This is a genomic window from Chlamydiales bacterium (assembly GCA_031292375.1).
Lineage (GTDB): Bacteria > Chlamydiota > Chlamydiia > Chlamydiales > VFKH01 > JARLHF01.
Genome location: JARLHF010000050.1, coordinates 1 through 25,959, shown reverse-complemented (window position 1 = coordinate 25,959; position 25,959 = coordinate 1). Strand labels below are relative to the sequence as shown.

The 25,959-nt window shown below is 37.2% G+C and carries 22 protein-coding genes; 11 read left to right on the top strand and 11 right to left on the bottom strand.

Annotated features, from left to right (window positions below; genetic code table 11):
* A partial coding sequence (locus tag P4L16_06745) for a transposase (GenBank protein ID MDR3624819.1) occupies nucleotides 1–228 on the top strand: 228 nt, incomplete at its 5' end.
* Between the two features lie 38 nt (nucleotides 229–266).
* Entirely contained in the window at nucleotides 267–560 is a 294-nt protein-coding gene (locus P4L16_06740; GenBank protein ID MDR3624818.1) for a hypothetical protein, read from the top strand.
* A 3-nt stretch (nucleotides 561–563) separates the two neighbouring features.
* Here P4L16_06740 and lpxD read toward each other — a convergent pair whose 3' ends face one another.
* The 3 genes from lpxD to bamA form a co-directional block, all read right to left on the bottom strand.
* Entirely contained in the window at nucleotides 564–1,619 is a 1,056-nt protein-coding gene (gene lpxD / locus P4L16_06735; protein ID MDR3624817.1) for a UDP-3-O-(3-hydroxymyristoyl)glucosamine N-acyltransferase, read from the bottom strand.
* A gap of 30 nt (nucleotides 1,620–1,649) precedes the next feature.
* On the bottom strand, nucleotides 1,650–2,276 hold the full coding sequence (locus tag P4L16_06730; protein ID MDR3624816.1) for an OmpH family outer membrane protein: 627 nt from the start codon (nucleotides 2,274–2,276) through the stop codon (nucleotides 1,650–1,652).
* Nucleotides 2,277–2,387: 111 nt separating this feature from the next.
* Nucleotides 2,388–4,736 carry an outer membrane protein assembly factor BamA gene (gene bamA, locus P4L16_06725; protein MDR3624815.1) on the bottom strand — a complete coding sequence of 783 codons (2,349 nt, stop codon included), beginning with the start codon at nucleotides 4,734–4,736 and terminating at the stop codon, nucleotides 2,388–2,390.
* Between the two features lie 78 nt (nucleotides 4,737–4,814).
* On the opposite strand from bamA, the gene recR reads away from it, so the two are divergent.
* The 4 genes from recR (at nucleotide 4,815) to P4L16_06705 (ending at nucleotide 12,172) form a co-directional block, all read left to right on the top strand.
* Nucleotides 4,815–5,411, top strand: a complete 597-nt coding sequence (gene recR / locus P4L16_06720) for a recombination mediator RecR (protein MDR3624814.1) — start codon at nucleotides 4,815–4,817, stop codon at nucleotides 5,409–5,411.
* Between the two features lie 45 nt (nucleotides 5,412–5,456).
* Nucleotides 5,457–7,880, top strand: coding sequence for a phosphatidylserine decarboxylase (locus P4L16_06715; GenBank protein MDR3624813.1), 2,424 nt, complete (start codon nucleotides 5,457–5,459; stop codon nucleotides 7,878–7,880).
* 115 nt (nucleotides 7,881–7,995) lie between these two features.
* Nucleotides 7,996–9,957, top strand: a complete 1,962-nt coding sequence (locus P4L16_06710; protein ID MDR3624812.1) for a hypothetical protein — start codon at nucleotides 7,996–7,998, stop codon at nucleotides 9,955–9,957.
* 4 nt (nucleotides 9,958–9,961) lie between these two features.
* Nucleotides 9,962–12,172, top strand: a complete 2,211-nt coding sequence (locus P4L16_06705) for a hypothetical protein (GenBank protein ID MDR3624811.1) — start codon at nucleotides 9,962–9,964, stop codon at nucleotides 12,170–12,172.
* Between the two features lie 226 nt (nucleotides 12,173–12,398).
* Here P4L16_06705 and P4L16_06700 read toward each other — a convergent pair whose 3' ends face one another.
* The 3 genes from P4L16_06700 to P4L16_06690 are packed head-to-tail and all read right to left on the bottom strand — an operon-like array spanning nucleotide 12,399 to nucleotide 14,379.
* Complete coding sequence (locus P4L16_06700) at nucleotides 12,399–13,007, bottom strand: hypothetical protein (protein ID MDR3624810.1); 609 nt, start codon at nucleotides 13,005–13,007, stop codon at nucleotides 12,399–12,401.
* A gap of 12 nt (nucleotides 13,008–13,019) precedes the next feature.
* Complete coding sequence (locus P4L16_06695) at nucleotides 13,020–14,246, bottom strand: hypothetical protein (GenBank protein ID MDR3624809.1); 1,227 nt, start codon at nucleotides 14,244–14,246, stop codon at nucleotides 13,020–13,022.
* Entirely contained in the window at nucleotides 14,212–14,379 is a 168-nt protein-coding gene (locus P4L16_06690; protein ID MDR3624808.1) for a hypothetical protein, read from the bottom strand. The genes P4L16_06695 and P4L16_06690 overlap by 35 nt, the downstream gene beginning before the upstream one ends.
* 125 nt (nucleotides 14,380–14,504) lie before the next feature.
* Here P4L16_06690 and glmS point away from each other — a divergent pair, with 125 nt between their 5' ends.
* Nucleotides 14,505–16,355, top strand: coding sequence for a glutamine--fructose-6-phosphate transaminase (isomerizing) (gene glmS, locus P4L16_06685; GenBank protein ID MDR3624807.1), 1,851 nt, complete (start codon nucleotides 14,505–14,507; stop codon nucleotides 16,353–16,355).
* 2 nt (nucleotides 16,356–16,357) lie between these two features.
* On the opposite strand, the gene P4L16_06680 is transcribed toward glmS, so the two are convergent.
* The gene (locus tag P4L16_06680) at nucleotides 16,358–17,602 is read right to left on the bottom strand and encodes a LysM domain-containing protein (protein MDR3624806.1); all 1,245 of its coding nucleotides are present in this window, start codon (nucleotides 17,600–17,602) and stop codon (nucleotides 16,358–16,360) included.
* Between the two features lie 134 nt (nucleotides 17,603–17,736).
* Between P4L16_06680 and trmB the strand changes: the two genes are divergently transcribed.
* From trmB to P4L16_06665, 3 genes are all read left to right on the top strand, one after another.
* A complete protein-coding gene (gene trmB / locus P4L16_06675) occupies nucleotides 17,737–18,420 on the top strand; it encodes a tRNA (guanosine(46)-N7)-methyltransferase TrmB (GenBank protein ID MDR3624805.1) in 684 nt (227 codons plus the stop codon).
* Complete coding sequence (locus P4L16_06670) at nucleotides 18,417–19,337, top strand: hypothetical protein (protein ID MDR3624804.1); 921 nt, start codon at nucleotides 18,417–18,419, stop codon at nucleotides 19,335–19,337. Before trmB ends, P4L16_06670 begins: the two co-directional genes overlap by 4 nt.
* Before the next feature lie 69 nt (nucleotides 19,338–19,406).
* The gene (locus P4L16_06665) at nucleotides 19,407–21,002 is read left to right on the top strand and encodes a glucose-6-phosphate isomerase (protein ID MDR3624803.1); all 1,596 of its coding nucleotides are present in this window, start codon (nucleotides 19,407–19,409) and stop codon (nucleotides 21,000–21,002) included.
* Nucleotides 21,003–21,005: 3 nt separating this feature from the next.
* Here P4L16_06665 and P4L16_06660 read toward each other — a convergent pair whose 3' ends face one another.
* The 3 genes from P4L16_06660 to P4L16_06650 all read right to left on the bottom strand — a co-directional run bounded on the left by P4L16_06660 (nucleotide 21,006) and on the right by P4L16_06650 (nucleotide 24,394).
* Nucleotides 21,006–21,872: a hypothetical protein gene (locus P4L16_06660; GenBank protein MDR3624802.1), complete on the bottom strand. Its 867-nt coding sequence runs from the start codon at nucleotides 21,870–21,872 to the stop codon at nucleotides 21,006–21,008.
* A 39-nt stretch (nucleotides 21,873–21,911) separates the two neighbouring features.
* Nucleotides 21,912–23,132, bottom strand: coding sequence for a hypothetical protein (locus P4L16_06655; protein MDR3624801.1), 1,221 nt, complete (start codon nucleotides 23,130–23,132; stop codon nucleotides 21,912–21,914).
* Nucleotides 23,133–23,233: 101 nt separating this feature from the next.
* Nucleotides 23,234–24,394 (bottom strand): hypothetical protein, encoded by a 1,161-nt coding sequence (locus tag P4L16_06650; GenBank protein ID MDR3624800.1) that lies wholly within the window; start codon nucleotides 24,392–24,394, stop codon nucleotides 23,234–23,236.
* A 95-nt stretch (nucleotides 24,395–24,489) separates the two neighbouring features.
* Here P4L16_06650 and P4L16_06645 point away from each other — a divergent pair, with 95 nt between their 5' ends.
* Nucleotides 24,490–24,966: a hypothetical protein gene (locus P4L16_06645; GenBank protein ID MDR3624799.1), complete on the top strand. Its 477-nt coding sequence runs from the start codon at nucleotides 24,490–24,492 to the stop codon at nucleotides 24,964–24,966.
* Here the strand turns inward: P4L16_06645 and P4L16_06640 are convergent.
* Nucleotides 24,953–25,735 (bottom strand): hypothetical protein, encoded by a 783-nt coding sequence (locus P4L16_06640; protein ID MDR3624798.1) that lies wholly within the window; start codon nucleotides 25,733–25,735, stop codon nucleotides 24,953–24,955. The two genes, P4L16_06645 and P4L16_06640, sit on opposite strands and share 14 nt — an antisense overlap.
* Nucleotides 25,736–25,959: the final 224 nt, after the last annotated feature.

The window sequence follows — 25,959 nt, the reverse complement described above, 5'->3', positions numbered from 1 at the left end:
GGAAAAACATCTACAGGCTGGTTTTATGGGTTTAAGTTACATGTTATTGTCAGTGATTGCGGTGAATTATTAGCGTATATGATTACAACTGGTAATATTGATGATAGAAAACCAGTCCCTGAACTTGCTAAAGATATATTTAGAAAATTATTTGGGGATAAGGGGTATATTAGCTTAGAATTAGGAAACATATTGTTGGAAAAAGGTCTTCAACTTTACCAAGGATGAATCCTTTGAATGCAGATGGTGTAAAAAAGTAAAAAAAAATGGGAGAGAAATTTCCTTTGATTACAAAAGCATTGATTTCAAGAAAAGAGTTTGTTGATTTGATGCTATACAAGTCAGCAGATAATCTAACAACAGAGGATTTTGATTGGTTGTGCACGTATGGTTTAGACACAAGGTTGTTATTTCAAAAGGGTATTGCAGACTTGACTTTCTTAAATGCGAGCTTGCCTAAACCTCTCTCGTACGATCAGGCCACCAAGACTTTAGACTCTGTTCCTTTGGCACCTCCTGCTCCTCCTTCACATCCATATGATGATAATGTGAGCGGTTAAAGGTTATGCTTCGAGGGTTTTGAGGCGCTCTTCTAGTTTTTCGATGCGCTTTACGTATTTTTCTATGTTGCGCAAATAAACAGACTGCCTGTTGTGCTCGGTAAGTGGAAGCATAGGAGCTCCTGCATATTTACCACCTGGCTCTTCGATAGATTTTGCCGCAGCACCCCTTGCTGCTATGATGACACCATCTGCAATGCTTACATGTCCAATAAGTGCTGATTGGCCTGCCATGACGACATGTTTGCCTGTTTTAGATGAGCCTGCAATGCCTGTTTGAGCCACGATTAAGTTGTGCTCTCCGATGTGTACGCCATGGGCGATTTGAACGAGATTGTCTATCTTTGTGCCCTTACAAATACGTGTCTCTGTAAACCTTCCTCTATCAATTGTTGTATTGGCACCTATTTCTACATGATCTTCAATGACTACAATGCCTACCTGATCTAGTTTTGTATGGATCCCTTTTTCATCTGTAGAGTAGCCAAAACCACAAGAGCCAATAACTGCTCCTGATTGCACGACAACATGGTTGCCAACTCTACAATGCTCTCTTATGGTTACATTGGGATGAATAAGGCAGTAAGAACCAATTTCTGTAAAGGCCCCGATGTAGGATCCTGCACTTATGGTTGTGTTAGATCCAATTTTTGCACCTTTTTCAATGGTGACAAAAGGGCCAATGGTTACATCTTTTCCAATAGATGCATCTTTATCTATGCATACTTGTGTGTGGATGCCTTCAAAGTAAGTTTTTGTTTTTTTATCTGCATAAAAAATATCGACAAGGATCTGAAAAGACTTGGAAGGGTCTTCTGAAATGAGATAGTTATGACCAGGCAAGAGGGGCGTTTCTTGCTTTACAAAGATGGCGCCTGCTTTTGAGCGCTGCATAGCGCTCAAATAGCGGCGGTTGGCAAGAAAAGAGAGGCTCTTTTCTGTAGCGGAGTCTAGGTCAGCCACATTATGAATTTTATAAGTTTCATCGCCCACAAGCTTTGTTGAAGTGAGAGAGGCAACTTCCTTAAGGGTATAACTTGGTTGTGAATTTAAAGACATCCGCGTGGTCGTCCTGGATTTGATGGGTTTTTATGGTTTTGCAGGAACTTTGTTTGCAGCTGCTGCACTTGCATCAGGTGCTTTTGCAGCTGTTTTCTCTTCTGCATCGAAGCGCTTGTCTAGTTCTACAACGACATCTTTAGTAATATCAAGAGCTGGAGCATAGTAAAAGCATGCATCTTCATTCAAGACAAGGTTGATACCTTTTTCTTTAGCAACAGATTCAGAAACCGCGCTTACTTTTTCTCCAAGTTCATGAATGAGTTTGAAGTTTGCCTGGTTTAAAATTTGGTAATATTGGTTTTGATAGCGCCCAAGTTCTTGGCTTAAAGATTGAAACTTTGTTTTAAGGTCAGCTTCAGCTTCGGTAGAAAGGCTATCTAAGTGTTCTGGGTCATTGAGTTTGTTTGCGATATCTTCTAACTCTTTTTCTGTCTTTTCAAGTATTGTGGACATTTGATCTTTTAAAGATTCAAAGGCCGCTTGTTCAGCTTTTCCTAGCTTTGATTGTTCAACACAAGCTTTAAAGTTAACAACTCCTACATGAAGAGCAACTTCAGAAGAAGATGAGGGCTTTACTGCGCTGTTTTGTGCACTTGCAGCAGAGCTTAGAAGTAAAAAAGGTACTACTAGACTAATAAGGGTATGTTTTTTCATAAGATTCCTTTTGAGTTTTTAACCAATTAGTAATTTAGGTTGGAGCTTTCCACACAATAGGAGATACTCCGGATCTTCTTAAAATGATAGCAAAAAATGATGAGTTAAAGATTAGAACCTACCTCCAAATGAGATGAAAAATCTTCTAACATCAGCTCTATATTGGGGGTTGATAGGCCATCCCATACCGACGATGATAGGTGTGTTCTCCATAACTTCTATACGAAGGCCCAAACCATAAGAAAAGCGTAGAGTATCGATGTAGAAGCGTCGATCAGATACAGCACCACCATCAAAGAACGCAAAGGCATCAACACGGCTGAAAATTCTGTGTAGATACTCCTCTGAGATTAAGAGAGAGGAAATACCGCCCTTAGGATCGCTTGTGGTGAATTGAGGTCCAATAGAGTATCCACGGTATCCACGAACAGTTACTTCACCACCCAAGTAGAGGCGCTCGCCCATGGGTAGATTGTCAGCATTAGTCCTGCCAAAAGGATCTATGAATTGCAAGTCACAGCGTGTTTTAAATGTGCCTTTACTGCTTACAGAGAAATAGTAGGAGTTGATATAAGACATAGAGGCAAAGCGAAAGTCTCCACCAAGACCTGCAAATTCTAAATCTAACTCAGAGCGAAAACCCCTTGTTGGTTTGTGTGGGCAGTCAGTAGAGTCATAAGTAATTGTGGGGCCAATTGCAGAAATCATACCATGACTACTCTCTTCCTGCCTTTGCTCGGGTGTTGGATTGCCGTTGACGGTAGTATAAGAGTTTTGCAAGCGATAGTTCCATCCATAGCGAAGGAAGTCATTGATAGAGTACGTTGCATGTAATTTTACGCCCGTTGACTTGACACTGTAGTCTTCTGTTATACCACGATTCTCTGTGTGTTCTACATCAAAGCCAACAATCCATTTGGTATCCATAAAGTAGGGCTTTGTCCAGCGCAAAAGGTAGCTACTGGTTTTAATACCAATGCTTGTGCGCAGTTGTAAGAATTCGCCATTTCCCCTAAGGGCATTGGCGCCTTTAGTGAGGGCATTGAAAATGCCTTCATGGTTAAAGTTACGCTCTGTTATCTCAATTCCACCAAAGAGGCTGTCAATTGTGCTAAACCCAAAAAATACGCCAAAAGAGCCTGTACAGGACTCTTTTACTTCGATGTGAACATCTCGGTAGCGATTACATCCTTCATCTGAGTCATGTTGCGATTTAACAGGGTATACATTGACGCACTCGAAGTAGCCAATTTTCTTTAGTCTGCATTCTGTTCCCTCTAGTTTTCTTGAATTGAAAATTTCCCCTGGAATCATGAGAGATTCGTGTAAGATGACAGATGTTTTCGTATGTGTATTTCCAAATACTTTTACAAGACCTACTCTGTACTGCTGTCCCTCTTCAATTTCAAAATGTACATCATATGCATTTTTATGTTCGCAAAGCTTAGGAATAAAGTTGACATAGGTCTCTATATACCCCTTAGAGCCATAATAGAGGGTAAGGCATTGAGATGCCTCTCTTAGTTTGTCTGGTGAAAAAGGCTCTCCTGGATGGGCATTGAAATGCTTTTGCACCATTTCATCAGAGAGTATATGATTGCCACAAAATGTAATGTTGCCAAAGTAGTAACGCTCGCCCTTATAGGCAATAATTTTTACGATGATGCGATCTTTTACATTGGCTTCTGATGCACAAATTTCGACTCTTGCATCGGAATACCCCTCATTTTGTAAGAAGTTTGTGATGATTAGCTTGTCATGTTCTAGTGCTTCTGGGTGGAACGTTCCTGTTTTTGTGTACCAGCTAGTAAAGCAGCAGTACTCTTTTGTAACCATAAGGTTTAGGATACGTCTTTCTTCACATTCATCAAGACCTTCAAACTTAATGCAGCTAATATGACCTGCTTGTCCTTCTCGGATACAAATTTCTATATCAACTTCATTTGTACAGACATCTTCAAAAATGCAGTAATCAAGTTCTGCTTCAAAGTAGCCCTTTCTAATGTAGTAAGCTCTTAATTTATTAAAGGCCTCATTAAATGCATGTCTATCGAAGGGGGTATGGGGTTGAATTTCAAGTTCTTTTTGTAAGCGCTTAGTTTTGACGGTGTCATTACCTTTCCAGGTGATACTTCTGATAACTAATTTGGGATAAATATCAAGAATGATATAAGCTTTACCCTCTTTAAACTCGAGGTGAGGAATTACATGGTCGCACTCATTTGCAAGCATTTTTAAGTCGCAATCGAAATCAACTTGGGAGAAGGGTGCACCCTCCCTTGTCTTTAGTTGTTTAACCAAGTTGCCAGCATCTACTGATGAGTGAGGAGTTGCTTTTTTTATGACAATATCCATCTTAGCAACGCATACAGGAGGACAAACTATAGGCTCTGCTCCAAATAGTCGACAGGAGAGAAAAATAAGAGATAGTAAAAGAAAAGAGGAGAAGTATTTGGTCATAAGTTATTATCTTGTTACTCAAAAAGTGGCCATAGTAAACCTCTTCTGACTAAATAATCAAGTACAAAGGACTTGCTAATGAAATATCCGCTTCATCTTCAAAAACTCATGAATGTTATTAGAAAGCTGCCAGGGGTTGGAAGCAAAACAGCTGAGCGTTATGTTTTTCACATGCTTTCTTGGCAAGAGGGGGAATTAAAAGAGATGAGTAAATTGGTAGGGGATCTTTTTTTACATCTTGGATCATGCTCTGTATGTGGTACTCTAATGGACAAAACAGAGTGCAATTTTTGCAAAGATGAATCGAGAAATCAGTCGGTTATTGCAGTTGTAGCTTCGCAAAAGCAAGTTTATGCATTGGAGGAAACGGGTACTTATGATGGTCTTTATCATGTAATGGGAGGAGTTTTTTCTCCATTGGATGGGATGAAGCCAGAGGCGCTGACATTAGAAAAATTAAAATCAAGAGTAGCAGGTGATAATATTAAAGAAATTATTATAGCATTCGATGCAACGCTAGAAAGCGATGCAACAGCTTTATTTATTAAGGATCAATTAAGAGAGTTCTCTGTAAAAATTTCAAGACTAGGATACGGTATTCCCGTGGGAAGTTCACTTGAATATTTAGATGGGGGAACACTTGCTCAATCACTAAAAAATCGTAGTTATTTTTAGTGAAATGGATTATAATAATTCTTATTAATATTAAGGATTTAAATAATGACTCAACCTGTTAGAAGTAATAGCTCTTCTCCTTTCAAAGAATTAGATTTAGCGGCGTCTACTTTGCAAGCAAGCCAACCTGTCGAAGTTGGGGCTGCTACAGCTGTTTTAGGAAATCAATCCTGTCCAAAAAAACTGTTAGCATATAATGCTTACTTTGGTAGTACATCTTCTCTTGAAAAGGGCTCTTTATATGCAGGACTTGTAAATGATTTGCAAAATTTAGGTAATGAAGAACTTCAAGAGGCATACTCTGCAATTGAAAAGGCATTTCGAGCAGTTGAGCATAAAAAGTCAATTAGTGCTTGGATTCAGCAAGGGGATTTATTAGATGCAATTGATTTTCTTGTAAAAAAGAGTTGCGGAAAGCTTTCCTTTCTAAGAGTTTCTCGTGGCTTGATAACTGATGCAAATGAAGAGAAAAGAGATGTCCTTTTAATTCCTTACGGGAAGATTAGGGCCATCAATGAACGCGTTGCCTCTTCAAGTTTTCATTCATTTCAACATATTTATCAGGAGTTAAAAGGGGAACTTGCAGTTGAGAGTTCTGATGTTGCAAAGCAAGTTATAAAGATAGTTACAAGGCAAAATATACCTTTTTTTAAGCGCGTTATTCAATTCATTTTGTATATCATTACATGCATTTTGGGCTTTTATTACAGAAGAAAGAGCTCTTTAGAAAAGATTGCTAAAGTATCTTTAGGGCTCAATATTACACCTTTTGAAATGCTTGAAAGAAAAATGTACAAGATGGATGGCTCTACAGAAGATGTATTAGAATACAGAGGTCCAAAAACGCTTTTTGGAAAGTCTTTAAAGGAGTTTCAACAAGTTAATGAATGGTTTGCACGAGATTTAATTACAGAAGCAAGAGCGTTGTACACCGAGAAAGCAATCAGAAAAGAAGTAAGTCTCGACATAAAATATGGGCCTATGGAAAAAGGCAGTAGAGTTGTTATTGCCAATGCAGACTCTAGATTACGCTTTCATATAATTGAGAAGGATCAATTTGGAGAGTCCTTTGAGCTTACAGGAAAAGTATTAAGTCATGAATCTGCACTTCTAGCAAAAGCTGTAAGTGATAATCCTATCTATTATCAGGAAAGTCATAAGTTTTCTACAAAGCATCTTCTTGGAAGAACAACAGAAGATTCAATGCGTCCTAAAAAGCTTCCAGAAGCACAAAATGGAAAGTTGTTTGTAAGAGAAGCTCAGCATGAACTCTTGGGTGCTGCATTTCGCTTTTTTGATAAGCGAGGAGCAATTCAAGTAATACAAAGGCTTGCACCGGCAGATATTCATAATTACGTGGCTCCTCTCGATGGTAAACCTCTTAGTCATTTAGAGGCTACAAAGTATTTTTCAGAGCTTGAAACAGAACATCCCGATTTGTATGAGCAACTAAGAATTATCTTTAAAGAACAAGAAAATAGACTTGAAAGACCTTCTCAAGCAACAATTGATATTTATGGCACCGCAGACTCAGTTTCTACGGCTGCAATTGGACAAAAATCTAGCATATTGGCTCAAAATAGTCGTAAGATTATGTTTTATAAGCATGAAGATGGAAGCTTATCGATGCATGTCTTTATAGGCGCAACAGGTGTAGACCGAGTAGATGTGGATCCCTCAACAGAGCCTCTTAAGTTGGGTGCAAGACAGGGAGATATGCAGTTTGGAACGGATAAGTACGTTGCTAACAAAGAAAAAAAGCACCATGCAGCAAAAGCTTCTGCTACAAGAGATAATGAAAAGAAATTACGTCTTGGTCAGTGGCAAGGTGGCTTTCCAATCAATGGCTCTACAGTGATCTCTTATTATCTTCCAACAGACTTTTCTCTATATCCAAAGTTAGAGCAAATATCTTTAAGAGCGCATTATGGCCAGGGCAAAGATAGGGTAAAATTAGAAGCTAAAGTTCAAATGGGCTCTCCTATTCTTGTAAAGAGTGAAGTTCGTGTTACTGAAATGTTAGAAGATGCATTTTCAAATGACTTTTTTGTACAAGGTCTTTCTGAAGATGAGCTAAGCAATAGAGCAATTGCTATTTTTAATAAGCTTGAAGAAGTAAAAACGCAGGATCAAGACTTTAAAACTCGCATCTTGAGTATGTTAAAATATTCTCCAGACAAGGATTTATTCAAAGAAAAAATCATACAAACTATTCGAGGAAGGCTACAAGTCATTCAAGAGTTGAAAAGCTTTGTAGGCGATTTAAAAGACATGCAAGATGTGGATAATTGCATGAAAGCCAAAGAAATAGGGATTGCATTTTTACAAGATGCATTAAAGGGGATAGATTTTAGCAAGCTCCCTAAAAGTTTACAGCGTATACAAGCTCTTCTAAATAAAGATAACCATACGCCAGAAGAACAAACCCTTTTGGTAAAATGGCAAAGACAATGCCTTAAGGTGCTATAAAGCAAGCCTTCAGCTTGCAATCAGAGTATTCACCTTAGAACTAAATAAATCTTGATTTTATATACACAAAATTTTATTTACTAGTAAAACAGGGTAAATAAAATGTAGGGTGTGTATGTCTTTTCCTGTTCATTTTTCAAGCGAAGTTGCTTTTCATGGTATGATGGAAGATCTTGCCCAGTATGGAGAAGAAGGACATGAGTCCTTGCAAATTCAACATACTGCTCAAGGAGATAAACTTGTAACAGCCCAAAAAGAGGGGATATGGAAGCGCATTTGGAATTTTTTTACAGGTGCTGATGAAAAAGTTGCAAAGCTTGCAGTAGAGCTCTTTACAAAAAATAAGCAATATATCGTTGTTGATAAGACCTTTGAACAAGCTTATGAAAGAATTCATAGATTTACTGCTGCACAATATATGAGTTGCCCTCTGAGCATTTGCAAAGGAGATATTCGTAAACAGCATGATGAGCGTATAGATGCAAAAATTAAACAATTGTCTTCGTTCATTCAATCTAGTAAGGAGCCACAAGATAAATCTTCGGTGTTAAATCAAGGTTTTAATAAGGCTTTAGAAAATTCTAAAGTACCTTTGCCAAATGGAACATTTATTGATTTAGCTAGATTGAGAGAAGAAGATTTTTCTGATAAAGCTATTACAAATTTTACCGAATATCTAAGGGATAGTGCATCTTTGTATTCTCTTACTAATGATGATGTAGAGAACCTTTTAAAAATAGCAAAGAGAGTAGGGTATGATGCTTTGGAATTTGCTTGCGCAGAGGTGCTTGGAAAATATGAAAAAGATGTAAATGTTATAGCAAAAGATCCTGAAGGGAATGAAATAACTATTCCAGTAAGTTCTTATTTATTTAAAATATTTACCAATGGCAAGTTCCCTCACGAAGGCATAGTTTTTAATACATATCCATTAAGGTTTGTTCAGGCTTTTGTTAATTATATTGAAAATAAGGGTGTTCCTTTGAACATGCTTTCAGATGAGATTTTGATAAATCTTGCCCCTTTGGCAGATGATTTCTCATGCTCATCGTTACAGGAGGCGTTAAAAGATAATCTTGGACAGCGTATGACGGACTATGTAGCAGTTGAGCTACTTAAGAAGAAGTTAGATCCTAAATCAACAATCATTCAGCTAGCAATTCAACATGTAACTAGGCAAAAGTATAGTTACAGTACTTTCGCGCCACTTGCAAAGCAGCTTGATCGAATTCCTCGAGAGAATCTAGAAGAGGTGATGCGCTCTTTGATTAAAAATAATTATATAATTGTTAATTATTGTTTAATTCTATTCAAAAATTGGTTTGAGAACAAAGGTATTCAGTTGAGTGCTCCTAATCCTACAAGCTCTCATGCTAAAATAAAAGCTTATGCATATAAAAAAAACTTTTTTATTAAAGACTTGCAAAAAGTAGCTGAAAAATATCCTTCGATTGTAAAGATATTGATTTCAAGTGAAAGATTTAATAATTACTTCTATGAGAAGCTTAACGAACGACATGATCAAGGGAAAGCATTTAAGATTACTCCTGAACAAATGGATGAGATAAAGTTTTTACTTAAAAATGGAGCTAATCCAAACTTTACGTACATATTAGGCCTTTGTATGTGTGATCAAGGTTTAGTGGATTTGGCAAAACAATATGGAGCTAAGACAAGTGTTGATTCTACGGAGTCCTTTGAGCCATATGATGAGCTTATGCGTATGGGAGGAAGGCTGACAAGAGATGAATGGAAGATTCATATTTTGTTTCTGCTAAAGAATAAAGTTTTTCCAGTAGGAAATACGAGGAATTTACACATATATACAATGGTTCTAGATATGGGAGATGAGAACTTGTTAGAAATGCTTGTAAAAGAAAACCCTAATGTAGACAGCGTGCTAAAATCAGAATATTTTCATAATGGGCTTCATAAAAAAACTTTGGAAGATGCGGTTAAGAAATATAATCCATTACCACCCTCATATGAGGAGTCTGAGCAGCAAGAAAAACTTAAGTCGTTACAAGCTTCTAGGGATTTGCCTCCTTATCCACCTCCATATGATAGTAAGGGGTAAATAGATGGTTTCTCCTGTTCGCTTTTCCAATGAGATTGCTTTCCATGCCATGCTAACAGATCTAGCCTTGTGTGGAGAGAAAGGGCATGAAGTATTAAAAATTAAACATACTCCTCAAGGGGACATACTAGTAACCACAAAAAAGAATTTTTGGCTGTGGAGGCTGATTACATGGTTATTTGTAGGACCTGACAGAAGTATTGGAACGCTTGCAGTAAGTCTTTTTAAAGAAAATGAACAATATGCAGCGATGGATGATACTTTTAAGCAGGCTTATGACAGAACTTACGCGTTTGTTTGTAAAAGGGGTGGCCTTGGTTTGTATGGATGTAAAGATGGGTTTCACTACATTGAGCAAAACATTGATCGACTTCATATACATCGTATAAGTGAAAAAATTCAGCAATTGGCTCCTAAGGAAAGGCTTGATCCTATTGATGTTGATACTAGAAGTAGCTCTGCTAATAAACAATTCAAGCAGATATATCAGGAAAGGTCTTCTTTGTTTGACCAGGTTTTTGATGCCGCCTCAAAAGATATGAATATTCGAACATCGGACAACAAGGATGTGGCATTGAGTTCAAAATGGCTAAAAACACTAGGAATGCAGCACATAGACAAGGGACGGTTAAATGCTTTGCAAGGAGCTGTTCCAGAAAGCGCTATTAAGAACTTTATTGAATATTTAAAAGATGATGCTTTTTTGTTTAGATGTACCAAAGACGATATTTTAGAGCTTTTATCTCTTGCACAAAAGATAGATCTTCGCTTTTTAGAAGAGAAATGTTCAGAGATTCTTGATAACTACTCTCATTCTGTTACTCTTTTTACAAACGATGGTAAAAGCGTTCAAACAAATTTACGTCGCTTTAACACGTTTATTCATAAAGAAGATCCTGATAGATATCGCTTGAATGCTACACAAGAAACTGTTCAATGTTTTGTTAACTATATTGAAAATAAGGGAGAGCCGCTTATTTCTTTGAAAACAAAGGAATTAGAAGAACTTGTTCAATTGGCAGACCAATTAGAGTGTGTATTTTTGCAAAGAACACTGAGCGATATTCTTTATGAACGTATGAGTGATAAGATGGCGTATAGTATTCTCAATAACCAAGAAAAAGTGGATGTAGGCTCAACACTTGTTCAAGCAGCTATGAAATATGTAGTTGAAAGAACAAGTTATGATGCTTATCGTAACTCCCAAAAGCTTTTAAAAAAACTAGATCAGATACCTGAAGTGTACTTGAAAGAGTTAATACAAAAAATGAGTGCATACTATTTTTCTCAGGGTAGTGGAGGCTCAAAAGTAGGCTGGCCATTGGTTCGATTTAGAGAATGGTTTAATCGTAACTGCCCTGGTTTGGGTATTTCAGAAGTAATGTATTACCGTCGTAATGATTGTTTTATTAGAGATTTACAAACATTAAGCCACTCATATCCTTTGATTGTAAAAACTATTGTTACAGATTCAAGTTTTCAGCGTAATTATGCTTGGAGCACAGCTGTAGCCTTTAGCTCACGACTTAGAGAGCGTGCCTACAATTATGAGAATATGAAATCTACTCCAGAAGAAAGAAATGCTGTGGAGTTTTTGCTTAAGTATGGACTGCCAGCTGATCTTGTATTTAAAGAAGGTCTTATCGCAATGGACCAGGATATGGTGGATTTGGCAAGAAAATATGGAAAGGTAACAGAGACAGTATCTAACTCAGATAGCGTTTCTGACATTTATTATATTTCTCAAAATGGATTGAGAAGTATGGTGAATTTTTGCTTACAAAACAAGGTCACTTTAAATCATGCTCTAGTATTTAAACAGGCTATTCTTCTTGCTAGTCAAACAAAAGATTTGAGCGTTTTAGAGCCTCTTTTAGAGAGGGGAGATGTTAGTGTTGTTGTTAGAGTCATTCAGGATGCGTTGTATGGAATTTTAAATAATGATGATCGCGATTTGTTGCATCTTCTTATAAAGTATAATGTTATTCAAGATGCTACAACTTTTGAACTACCATTTCAATTAAAAATCTATCTTCAACAAGTAATTGATGAGTATAAAAAATCAGGGGGTGTTGTCTTGAAGCCTTTGCCCCCTTATCCAGACATCTCTCATCTTCGATCTCCACAAAATGATTTAAATGGGCCTCCACCTAGTTATGAAAGCTCTATAAGGAGGCCATCGGCGCCTCCTTCTCCAGGTAATGCAAATAATTAAATTGTGCAAGTTAAAGAAGGTGCTATAATGCAGGCCTTCAGCCTGCAAACTGATTGTTAGCATGCCTAGGGCGATGCCCTAGGCTTTTATAATGCAGGCTTTCAGCCTGAAAATAGTTGCATATACAATTTGCAGGGCAGAGCCCTGCGTTATAAAAGCCTAGGGCATTCGCCCTAGGTATGCCGAGAAGTGATTTGCAGGCTGAAGGCCTGCATTATAGCCCGTTTTATGGCTTTACATGCTTTCTTAGTATATCGAAGGCTTGGTCAATACAAGTTTGTGTTTCAATGTCATAGAGAGTAAGTGTCATACGGTAGTCCTCAATATCATAGCATGGCGTTGTTGTTATAGCCTTTGTGATGCGCACTTTGGCAAGAAATTCTGGGGTTATGGCCATGCATGGAGTGAGTTTAGAGGGATTTTGATATTTTTGAGCCTCTTGTTGCTTGCACATAAGACTATCAAGCTCTTTTTCATCTTTTTTGTCACCAACAACGATAATAAAACGGCCATCATTGATAGCAATTCCCTCAAAGATATCTCTAATCATATCCGTTGAGATGTACATATCTGTTCTATTGTCAATTTCTGTAAGGATGATGCGAGGCTTTCCACACGTTGCAATAGAGTAGCCTGTTTTATAAAACCATCGATTCATCAGTATTCTTGTGAGTTTTGTTGTTTGAATACGGATGTCATTAGCACCATAGCGCCAATCTAATTCCGATTCTTGCAAGTTACCAGGAGTTGCATCATAAGCTGTACGGATATGACGTGTATGGCAGGCCGTAGTAAGCAATGTTCCCATAAGGATAAGAAAGAGTGAATATTTCATGAATTTTATTCCTTAGATTAAAAACTGTTTAGGGATATGGATAGTGTGAAAGTAGGGGGTTTTATTAAAGATATTGATGATGCAAAGATCACCCTCTTTGAGACAAAGTGTTTTATGAATGTAATAAGGGGTACAAGGCCCTGTGATTTTTAGAGTAAAGGGTATCATGCCTGTGTTTGTTTCGAAATGAGCAAGGTCAATGGAGTAGGGAAGTGTTTCCCAAGAGCGCGTATCTGCTTCTGTAAGGGCATTGGCAATGAAGCATCCAAAGTCAGCTATGGCTCCAAGAGATTCATCTTGTTCATTTGCAACAAAAATGAGAGATCGTCTTATCAAGTATCTTGCAACGCCCTTTGCAATGAGGGTAGATCTTTCCTTGCTAAGAGCATATTGTGCATCTTTTGCAATGTTATAGTAGCAATTAAGGGGTTTTTCTACATGATTAATCGATGCAAAAATACATCGTGGATAGGAATTAGGATAAGTTGCAAGCATAGGAACTTGTATTCCTGGAATAGAGGATAGGGCAAAGGGGCGTTTGTTGCCTTGTAAAAATAGTTCTAGGGCAACAAGAGATGCATCACTTGCAGGCGCAATTGCGGACACTTTGATGGGCGTGCTTCCATTGTGGCAGAGGACAATGACTTGTGGTTTTGTCGTGATTTCTATTTGTGGACAGAGGATTTTAGCATTGCTTATATCAGAGCGCTTTGCAAGCAGATGAGCAAATAAATATTTACAAAGGGGGTTTGGAAATAATTGCTTTTCTTCAGTTTCTCTGAGAACAGCTTCAGCATTATTCATATCTCCATTTTGAATGAGAGCAAGTGAAAAATAGAGTCTAGCAAGAGTTTGCTCATAGGGAAAACCAGTAAACCCACTATACTGATCTTCCAATACTAATTGCGCTGTTAGATCATCGGATGAGGGCTGAGCGTAATAATCAAGAGCATTTAGTGCCAAGTGGTAAGTAGAAATGGCTTCTTTGATATTTCCTCTTGCAAATTCGATGGTTGCAAGATTTAAAAGGTACCAGACAGCATTTCTTGATTGAACAAAAGATCTTTCAGACATCTCTTGTGTTATAATTTTTTTGAGGCTACATTCAGCTTCTTGTAGTTTACCTGTTTGGTATTTAGGAAGATATTGGTTTTGAGTGTGATAAGGTGATGTGCAAGCAATGCAAAGAGTTAACAGTATAAATTTAGAAGTTTGTATTGCTGCCGTAATAGGTGTCATAATAAACTTTATTGTATGTCACAGGATTTCTTTCAGGGCTTTCCCAATCACAGCAGCGCCTTCTTGGGCAGCAGCAGCTACTAAAGATCGTTGTAAGAATTACAGCTAAAACGAACAGTTTTACAAGATTCATACATTCCCCCTAATTTTAGGTACTTCGTTTCATCATAACAAATTGAATAATAAATGTTCAATTTAATTGCTTATAAGTATAAATCTGGATAGGATGTTTTTTCATTTTATCAAAAAAGGTTTCATATGTGTGGAGTAATAGGGTATGTGGGGCGCTCTGCAACCCCGCGATTTTTTTTTCAAGGTCTTAAGCGTCTAGAATATAGAGGTTATGATTCCGCTGGTATTGCGATGCTTGGCAAGGATGATATTTATATTGAGAGAGCTGCTGGCAAGTTGTGTAATTTAGAGCCCAAATTAGATCATCTTCCAGAGTCAACAACTGTGGGTATTGGTCACACAAGGTGGGCAACTCATGGAAAGCCAACGGAAAATAATGCACACCCTCATAGATCTGGTCATATCGTTCTTTTGCATAATGGAATTATAGAAAATTATAAGTCTTTAAAGGAAAAGCTCATTGAAGATGGATATCGTTTTGAAAGTGATACAGACACAGAAGTTGCGGCCCATCTTTTGCATCAAGAATATGTAAAGCTATCTGAAGTGGAATGCAAGGTTTTACGTATGCAGAAGGCTATTCAAGCAACAGTGCAAAAACTACATGGTGCTTATGCCTTTGCTATTATGTCTAAAGAGCTTCCTGCAATTCTTTTTGCAGTTAAAAATGGATCGCCTATCATTCTTGGTAGAGGTAATGGGGAGAATTATTTGGCTTCTGGCGTTACAGCTCTCATCGAACATACAAGAGACGTAGCTTTTTTAGAAGATGGAGATATTGCAACGCTTACACCAGAAAAGATAGAGATACAAGATAGTTGTGGCAATGTAGTGCAAAGAGTCTTTAAGCAAGTAGAATGGTCTGTTGGAGCAATGGAGAAAAATGGGTATCGTCACTTCATGCTTAAAGAGATTTATGAACATCCAATAGCCATTGCACAAACCCTTCAAGGAAGGCTTTTAAGAGGTGAAAATAGGGTGGATCTTGATGCCTATGGTATTGCAGAAATTGACCTTATAAAAATTGATCGTGTACACATTATCGCTTGTGGAACAAGTTATTACGCAGCCCTTCTTGGAAAGTATTACATAGAAAAGTTTGCAAAAATACCTGTGGAAGTAGATTTGGCAAGTGAATACCGTTACAAAACGTGCACTGCAAGTGAAAAAACACTTGCTATTGCTGTATCGCAAAGTGGAGAGACTGCAGATACGCTGCAAGCAATAAAGTATGCAAAGTCTAAGGGAGCTAAAACACTTGCCATCGTTAATGTGCCAGGAAGTTCTATTGGAGAGGTATGTGTAGCAGAGTCTCAATTACTTGCAGGCCCAGAAGTTGGCGTTGCAAGTACAAAAGCTTTTTCTGCACAAACAATTTCTATGGTTATATTGAGCCTAGCACTTGCACAAGAGAGAAAGACATTATCTGAAGATGAGATAGAAGGGTATATAGAAGAGTTTATCAAGGTTCCAAGCCTTGTAGAAAAGACTCTTGGTACATCTTCTTTGATAGAGAAGATGGCTTCTCATTTTTCTGCCTATACGAGCATGCTATTCATTGGAAGGGGCCCCGAGTATGCAATTGCTTTGGAAGGAGCTTTAAAATTGAAGGAACTCTCTTATATCCATGCTGAGGCTTATGCTGCAGGAGAGTTAAAGCATGGGCCTATTGCACTCATTGATGAAAATATGCCCGTTATTTGTTTGGCACCTCGAGATGATTATTTTGAAAAAACGATGAGCAACATTCAGGAGATAAAAGCACGCGATGGTATTGTATTAAGTGTTGGCACTGAGGATGATTTACAATTAGAACAATCTTCTAATTACTTTATACCTATACCTAAGTGTTCACAGCTTTTATTGCCTTTTCTTACTGTGATTCCTATGCACCTTTTTGCTTATTGGATTGCTGTGAGAAAGGGTACGGATATTGATCAGCCAAGAAATCTAGCAAAAAGCGTTACTGTAGAGTAAACTTATTTGGGTATCATAAGCTGCATGCCAGCTTTGATGTGGTCCTGGCTTGCAAGTACTTCTTTGTTTGCATTGTAAATCTCTTCCCAGCGCTTGGGCGTGCCATAATATTTTTGGGAGATGGATGATAAGCTATCACCTTGAGAAACAATGTGGATACGTCTTACTGCTGAAGGCTTTTCTGACAATTTAGGTGGTTTAAGTGCGAGAAGTTCTGATTGAAGCGCAAGTGCAATGGCTGATTGTCTTTCAACCTCGTTTTTAAGTATGCTAATTTCTTGAATGTGCTGAGTTGTCAATCCTTCTTTTTCCTGTAAAAGGGCGTGGAGGGCCGTTTCCTTTTCCATCAAATGATCTTTTAAGGAAGTTATATTTTCTTGAAAATCATTTGTAGGATTGTCTACAAGGATTTTTTCTTGGCTTTTTTTAAAAAATCCAATGGTAGGTGTATGTTTTTCTTGCATGTGTGGATGGCGAATGGGAAGTGTATTGGATGCAAGAAAGGCTATGATAATAGATATAGAGCTACTGGCGGCAATAAGTGGGATTTTTGATCTTTTAGTTTTTACCTTTTCTGGTAAAGTAGGGCTTTCTTCTAGTTCAAGAGAACAGTAGAGTAGGTCATGTTCCTTTGGAGAGGTTGCTTTAAGTTCTTCTAGTGTGGATGTAAACAACCTTTCAGGGCCATATTGCTCATATATTCCGTAGCTTACAAGAATAAGCTTTTTAAGATGGCTTCTGTTGATCTGTTTTACATGAAAATAAGGTGGAAAATTAGTTCCCAAGGCATTTTTTAGAGAGTTATAGCGCTCGCAAGAAGAGAGATTTTTAACAAAATTTGCGTTGAGAGGGTCCTTAAAAACAGATTCTGTAATGCCAAATTCTTTTGTGTAGAGGTGTAAGTCGCCAATACCTGCAATGACAATGCGCTCCTTTGATTTGGCAATTACTAATGCAGAAAGTGCAACTTTTAGAGGATGAGTAATCTTTTGAAGAAGTTTGACATTTGCAAAAAGAAGGGCCTCTTTAAGGAGTTCTGTAGAGATGGTGTTTTTTTTAAAAGAGAGCAACCTGGCTTCTATTGCCTCTAGAACGGTTTTAATGAGTAGTGCTTTAACGGCTTTATCGATCTCTGATTTTGACACTAGATCACAAGCAATTACAAAACCATTTTCTTTATCGAATAAGATAGATGGGGAATTTTCTTTAGTAGGAAGATAGGAAAAGTAGGTTTCATTAAAAGTCATGACCTTAAACCTTAATATTTTTTGAATTGTCGTCGATTTTACAGAGAAGCAAATCAAATAACAATACACTTTTTTCATATTAGACATAACGTGTACAATCTCTAAAGTTTTGTAAATTTTAACCACTTGTTTTGATGGAAAAAATAGATTCTTTAGACATATTGAGATGGCCCTTTACCTGGCAAGAGAGGCAAGTTGCTCTAGTAGATCGTGTACTTTTTGTGCCAAAGCATTGTGAAGGGTTAGAAAGATTTCAGCTGCCTACATGGCAGACTCTTTTTGGAAACTCTCTGCCAGTACGACTGGAGTATTGTAGTGGTACTGGAGATTGGATTATTGAAAAGGCAAAGCAAGACCCTTTAAGTAATTGGGTCGCAGTGGAGCTGCGCTTTGATCGTTTAAAGAAAATTTGGACAAAAATGAGAAGAGAGAATTTACCTAATCTTCTTCTTTTTTGCTCAGAAGCATTTACTGTAACACACCATTTTCTTGCAGATGAAACTATCGAAGAGGTGTTTATCAACTTTCCAGATCCATGGCCAAAAAGAAGGCACGCTAAGCACCGCCTGATTCAAAAGAGATTTTTGGACGAAATGGTGCGCACTTTAAAAAAATCTGGAAAAATTACACTTGTGACAGATGATTTTTCTTATGTCGGAGAGGCTATTAAAGAATTTACTTCTCATAAGGGCTTTAAGCCATTATTTTTGGATCCATTCTATTCTGTAACAGAAAAAAGTTATGGAACATCCTATTTTGATGCTCTTTGGCGATCTAAAGGAAAAACTATTTACACCTTAACGTTTCAAAAAATATGACTTATCTAGAAATTGCACAGATACATACGCATGAACATAGTGGATTTACAATAGATGGGAAGCCCTTTTTTCCATCGATCTGTAATGAAAATGCACTACCCACGAATAAACATAACAGCATTATCATCGAACTGGATGCATCAATTAAGTCATCTCTCAAGTGGGAAGAGGCTGAAAAAAAGGCAGAAGAAGCTATTCATAGAGGATTATACTTATTGTGGTATGTTAATTTAGGCATTGCTTCAAAGAGTACTTTTTTGCTTACAGATCCTCTTCAATATCATTCTTTGCAAATTGCACTCGATCATTTTAGTGAAACATTGTTAAAAAAATATGCAAGGTATACATTGGGTGTTATCCTCTTTAAAGGTGGTTTGGAGTTATTTTTTGATGAGGAAAGCGAAAGTTATCAGGAATGGTTGCAAGATCATAATGTAGAAAAGAATTGCTTAATTCTTTATGCAAGAGATTTGCTTTTAGACTTTTTGTTAATGCTTGCCGCAACGCTTCCTGCAGAGGTTGCACTTTTTTTATTTTTCGATTTAAGTTGTTATAAAAATATCTCTGAAAAGCTCTGCCTTCTTTCAAAGAGTGAGCTTGGAAAATTTCACTTAGCAATAAAGGAAGGGGTAAGAGGATTTCCTGCCTTATGCTGGAAGGAAGAGGGGACAGTTTTTGAAGCTTTTGAAATGAAACAGGCCATGTTACTTCCAAGTGATTGTTATTCTCTTATTCCTTATCAAAAAATAGAGACATGGCTTTTATATGATACGATTCCTCTTCTTTTTGAAGATGCTTTAAATATGCATTGGGATGGCCTTGAAAGGCTCATTGTGGATGAAGAAGTGATTAGCAAGAGAGGAAAGCGTATGCTCCAAGGATTTATTGCATCTGGTGGAGAAATTATAAAAAGATAAAATTTTCTGTTAATATAAAATTTGATTATGGTATTAAAAGGAGTACGTAAATTTTAAAAGAGGGTTATCATGGTAGAAAAGACAAAAGGTTTTCTAGATTTTGATGCAACGAAGAAGCTTAAGAGTTTAGCTGTATCTCCCATTGATTTATCAAAAGATGATGCTCTTACTAAAGAGCGCATTACACATATGCAAACAGAGGCGCTTGGCTTTAAGTTACTCTATGCAACCGAAAGAGTTACAGATGATGTGATGGTTGCCTTGGAATCCCTTGCAAAAGAAGCAAATGTCTTTGCAAAAATGAAGGCCATGCAAGCGGGCGAAGTCATAAATAAAATTGAGGGTTTCCCTAGCGAAAATAGGTCGGTTCTTCATACAGCGATGAGAGATTTTTTTGATCATCCTCAAACAAGTGAAGTTGCAAGCAAAGCAGCTATTCTTGCAAAAAAAGAGGTTGATAAACTAGAGAAATTTTTAAAAAAACTAGATAAAGATGATCATTTTACAGATTTAGTGCAAGTGGGTATCGGCGGATCTGATCTTGGTCCAAGAGCCCTTTATATTGCTCTACAAGCATATAAAAACCCAAAAAGATGTGTTCATTTTGTATCTAATGTCGATCCTGATGATGTGGCAGCAACCCTTTTGGGTCTTGATCTTAAAAAAACGCTTGTAGTTGTTGTATCAAAATCGGGGTCTACTCTTGAAACGCTTACTAATGAACAGCTTGTTGCCGATCACTTTAAAAAAGCAGGTCTTGAGCCAAAAAAACATTTCATTGCAGTTACAGGAGAAAAGAGCCCGTTAGATGATCCAAGTAAGTATTTAGCATCTTTTTATATGTGGGATTACATTGGAGGGCGCTATTCTGCAACCTCTATGGTAGGCGGGGTTATGCTTGCTTTTGGACTTGGCTTTGATAATTATAAATCACTCCTAAAAGGCGCTCATGCCATGGATTTGGTGGCCTTAAAGACGGATGTAAAGCAAAATCTTCCTTTATTAGCTGCTTTGCTGGGTATTTGGAACCGCAATTTTCTTGGACATCAAACGGTGGCAGTAATTCCCTACTCACAAGCGCTTCTTCGCTTTACAGCGCATTTGCAGCAATGCAACATGGAGTCAAATGGCAAGCATATTGACAAACGAGGTAAACCCGTTGGCTTTGATACAGGCCCTATCATTTGGGGAGAGCCTGGAACAAATGGTCAGCACTCTTTTTATCAACACATTCATCAAGGTACAACCGTTGTTGCACTAGAATTTATCGGGTTTAAAGAGAGTCAATACGGGCAAGATTTGGAAGTAGAGGAGACAAATTCTCAGCAAAAATTACTTGCTAACCTCTTTGCTCAGTCGATTGCTTTGGCTGTTGGTCAAAAAAACAGTAATCCTAATAAGCAATTTTTAGGAAATAGACCCAATCGCATTCTGCTTGCTAAAAAATTGGACCCCTATACCCTTGGAGCTCTTCTTTCCTATTTTGAGCATCAAGTTGCATTCCAAGGATTTATTTGGAATATCAATTCATTTGATCAAGAGGGTGTGCAGTTAGGAAAGGTGCTAGCTAATAAGATTTTGGATATCTTTAAAAAAGAGAAGGGAGCCGCTGCTGCCTTTCCAATTGGTCAAGCGATGCTTGACCAATTGGCTAAGATAAAGTAGGCGTTATTCGCGTGAAGAGGCATTGGGCCTTGCATGGGTTTTACGTGCCTTTCTAGGAGGCTCGCCACTTTCAGAAGTACTTGCTCGGCTTTTCTCGGGAGTATTTGCTTGGCTATCAGTTTTAAGAGGCTGGAGCAAGTTGGTACCCTTTTCTACTTCTTCATCTTTGTTTATTTCAGCTAAAGTTCGTTTGTTAGGGCCTATGGCTTGTAGCCTATTTTCTTGCGAGCGATGAGGAGGTGGTGGTACTACAAATAAGGGTTGTTCTTGGTAAGTGTGATTAAGACACTTATGAAATAATTGGCTGATCATAAGGTTGGTGGGCTGAAATGAACTGTTTAATAGAGGTCTTGGCTCTCCATCATCCTCTACGAAACAACATAGTTGCTTATGGTAGATGAACTTGTTTGCTTGTAATAAAGAAAATGCGTTGGTAAGTGCATCTTTTGCCATTGCCTCAATAAGTATATCTGCTGCATTTTGAGGGTCTGTATTTTCATTTATTTTTAGACATAATTTGTACATGGAAAGCAAGATGGATGCTTTTGAACAATGAGCTGGATTAAAATTTATTGCTTGTAAAGGAGATTGTGCTGCTTGTAAACCAGAATTTATTGTTTTTTTAAAGATATTCATTATTATTTCTAGTTCAATGGGGGAGTGTCTTTCAATGCCAAGAGAAGGCTGATTCGTTCCTTTGTTTCCATATAACGTAGGATAAAAAATAGCGCAGCCTTCCAATTTTCCGCCTGTAGGTGGGGAATTTTGTGGTCTATGCGCTTGGGGCATATCACTTGGAGGTCCATCAGGAAAAGGCCCATCCGATGAAGATGCTACAGATAGTGATGAAGGTGTGGACATTATAGACATTTATACATCCTTTTGTTTGTGTATAATCTGGAGTAATATTTATTTTTTTCCTTTCCTTAGCTCTAGTAATAGCCGAGCAATCTCTTCTGAGACTGGTGAGGCATTTGAGGAACTAGGAGGATTTGTATTGCTAGTTGATTGTGTTTGAGAGCGAGTTACTCGATCAGTTTTACGCACCTTTAAAGCTCGTGCTTCAATGCTTTCGGAGTTTTCATCCCCTTCATCCTTACTTATTTTAGAAGAAGATCGTTTGTTACTGGCTGGTTTTGCTCTAGTAGTAGTGACAGCAGGGGCCTGTTGTTGGTTTCCTTGAGGTCGTAGTATGGGGCGAGGAGGTGGAGGAACTACAAGTTCCATGGATCTTATGGAAGCAATTTCAGCGCGGATTAAGTCTTTGATTGCGGGGTTTGTAAGTTCAGAGTCAGCATTTAAGAGGGTTCTTGGATTGGTATCGCCATAAGTAAAAGCATACAATGTGTCTTCTGGGTTATATGTAGTTGTCTTTTTTAGTATGTCATACACAGAAAGTAGTGTGTCTTTCATTTTTTTAACAGTTCTTTCATCGACTGAAGTAGCATCATCAATTAATAATTGGAGCATAGGGATTGGGACGGAGCTTAAATCTAAATGAGTTTGTGCTGCATTGTCAAGCACGCTAAGCAATATTTTAAATTCGATGTCATTACCGGTTTGGGAATCTATTTTGTTTTCATTAATATAAAGGGAGGGCAAATTTTGAGAGCTAGATGTAGAAGTAGAGCTGGATGCAGTGGAAGTTGTTGCCTCGGAGGTATTATCTTCCCAAGTCTGTATGCTAACTCGATAATCATCTAATTTAAATGTTTTAATGTGCTCTTCGAGCATTAAATTGGTAAGGTTGTTCTTCAAATTTACACAACCTCTTGGTTTATTTTCGTCATCTACTAGAGAATAAACTATCATACCACCAGTTGTGTCAGACATGGTATGCTTGTCGTTACGTAAGGTAGAGACGCTTCTTCTGAAAGCATCTATTATTTTTAAGCTTTGTAAGCCCGTGCCAAGGGTATCTGATTTTTTAGTTAGCCGATCGCATATCGCTTTGAAAGTTTCTGGTGTTAAGATGCCCTGATTACTAAGATTTTGTGCAATGGTATCAAAAAATATTTTTAGTTCAGGATGCCATTTCTTATAGTTGTTTCTGGCAGAGGGTTTATTATTATATGTAGGTCCACTACCAATTCTTGGATAGATTTTTTGTGTACTGATAATTACGCTCATTTATATATCTCTTTTGATTTTATTATGTTATTTAAATTAAATCGTAAAAAATAATATCATTAGCCTATTTATTTGCAAAGTCTTAATTATTTAAAAAAATATTAATGTTTACTGGCGCATGTTCCATCTGCAACTTTTCGTGCTTTTTGAGGCGGTTCTCCTTCACAGCTCAAGTCTAGCAGTCCAGAAACAGCTGAATCCTCTCTAAGAGCTATGATATGTTTTCTTGATTCGTTGATGGTAGAACGAAGATGGTCTACAAGTGCTGGATTTGTAGAGGTTCCTTCAGAGTCTAATAAACATCTTGAAGTATCATCACTGGGATTCATAAGATGATATAATCTCCCATTATATTGGTAAACAAATTGAGATTTTAATGAGTGAAACATGAGAGCGAATATATTGTTCGCTACTTCTACGGTGAAGGCCTGGTCTTTTGATCTATCTACCCTTGCATATAATTTAAGCAAAGATAGTAATAAGACTCTTTCTTCCGCTTCTATTTCTTTTATTTTTTCTGTTGTATTTGCATCTCTTTTTTTTATCTCTAGTGTTTTTTCTATTTCTTTTTTGAAGAGGTTCATTAGTACCGCTAGTTCCTCCATATGTGAATCAGGATATAGAGAAATACTTGAGTTTAGTGAGGTGCTTATTGCTATAGATTTAGCAGAAGCAGAAGAAGCGGCAGAGGCCGTGGAAGAAGATCCGGTTACAAATAATTTTGATGTAGCAGCAGCAGCTATTTTTTCAGCTATTTTTTTGTAATGTGTAAATCGACCTGCAACTTTCTTGTAATTAATAGCTTGAATGTAGGGTATAAGTGCTAAATTAGTAAGGCGGCCTTGAGCATCTACCAAGAACCTTGTTAAACCTGATTCATTTACAAAGCGATAAGTTATTCTTTCTGAAGAGGGGGATTGTAAGGTATATTCCGTTGTATTTTGTAAAGTACTTATAAAGGCAGTTTTAAAAACATCTTCTACAATAGGGGTTAAGTCTGATGGTTGAGCTGTCACTCTACTGTTAATTAACATTTGGAATAGGCTGTAAATGCTTGACGGTACTACAAGAGAGCTGAGCATAGGATCTCTTGAAGCCTTCGTTGCTTCTTGTTTTATCTTTAATACATTTATGGCAGTATTAAAGAGTATATGGAGTTCGGGATGCCAAGTCTTCATGTCATCGCTAGTAGAGGATTGTTGGCCATTAAGTGTTGGCCAGAGGTAGCTTATTGTAAAATTATTTTGTGGAGGTACTTTCATCGCATTAACCTTAGTTATTTTATATATAAATGTAAAAAATTAATGGAGGATGATATCGTAAGTTTGATTTTTTATAAAGATAAAGGAATAATTTAATGAAGTATTTAATACCAAAAAGATCTATAAAATGTTCTATAAAAGAAGAGCTCTTTCTTCCTGGAATGGAATTAATTTCTGCTCTTTATCCTGCAAAGCAAGGGTATTTACGGAAAGATTTTTGTTTGGAATGTTGGCTCATTTGTAATAAAGATGAATTAGAGAAGGGGGGAGTAAGTTATTGGAAAGTTTTATTGCCCTTAAAAAAGAAAGTTGAAAAAGATTTTTCTTTGAGTCAAGTGTTTGATCTTTTTTGTTTACTTGTTAATAAAGAAGAGGAAAAAGAGCTTTTATTTGTTTTAGCACTCTATTTAGAAAGAAAACATATTTTAAGCAAGCGAGAAGAAAAACAATCAGTTGATAAAACACTCTTATTTTATGAATATGAAGAAACAGGAGAAGTTTTTATTATTCAAAAAATGCCTGCTGATTCACTTAATTTGGATCACCTTCAGAAAAAACTTACCGTGCACTAGCACATCTTTTATTGTTAGTCTTATGGGCCTTTAAAGGGGGTTCCTCTGTCTCATTTATAGGTAAAATAATGTTTGTGGTATATGGCTGTGAGGGTTTTCCTTGCTCTTCAAAAGCTTTACCATTAACGAAAGCATGAAAAACGAGTTCTTGTTCAAGAGGAAGAGTTTTTTTTGCTTTGTCTTTCCAATTTTTTAGGCGAGACTTTATATGGTTTGTATTCATTATTGAGATTTTTTCAGTAAGAGATCTATTTATTAGAGCATTTGAAGCGTCTAATAAGGCTCTTAGCGTACCATCATCGTTTATAAAAACGTATGGGGTATTGTTGTAATAATAGGGATTATATTGTGTATATACCATTGTTAAGATGGGTTTAATTATTGTTGTAAATAAGTTGTTTAAGGAGGTTTCAGTTGAAACCTGTTTTTCAGACGTATGTAGGCATAAGATAAATAGCTCGTTTATGGATCGGAGGGCGGGTTGTAATTGGGCTTGTAGCAGTGCTTTTACAAAAATATCAAACAGGATGTTTAATTCAGGGTACCATGTAAATCTAAGCTTTTTGTTAGAGCCTTTAGGGGATTCGCTTTTGAAAAAGTTAGTTGCACCTGATAAATCAGACCATTTTGACAAATTTGAGCTAATGGACTCATTTGACATCCGTCTGTCTTTAGACTCTTTTTCAAGAAGATTTGGATCATTTGTTTTACCTGTTAATGTGGGGTAGAGCATTATGAGGCGGTCTGTCGAGGGGATTGGAGTTGCCATTTGTATATATCCAAGATTTAAGAAAAAATTGAGGGGATGGTAGCATGAATTCGATTAATTACAAAGCTTTAATCTGTTAGAGACAGCAATTAGGAGTGGCGATGGATTTATAAGTGTTTTCTCGTCTAGTAGGCCAAATGAAGCGGATCTTTCCCTTCAAACAAGGTAGTATTGGACAAGTAGATAAGATCTAAAATCATCTGCTTCATCACAAATGAAATAGT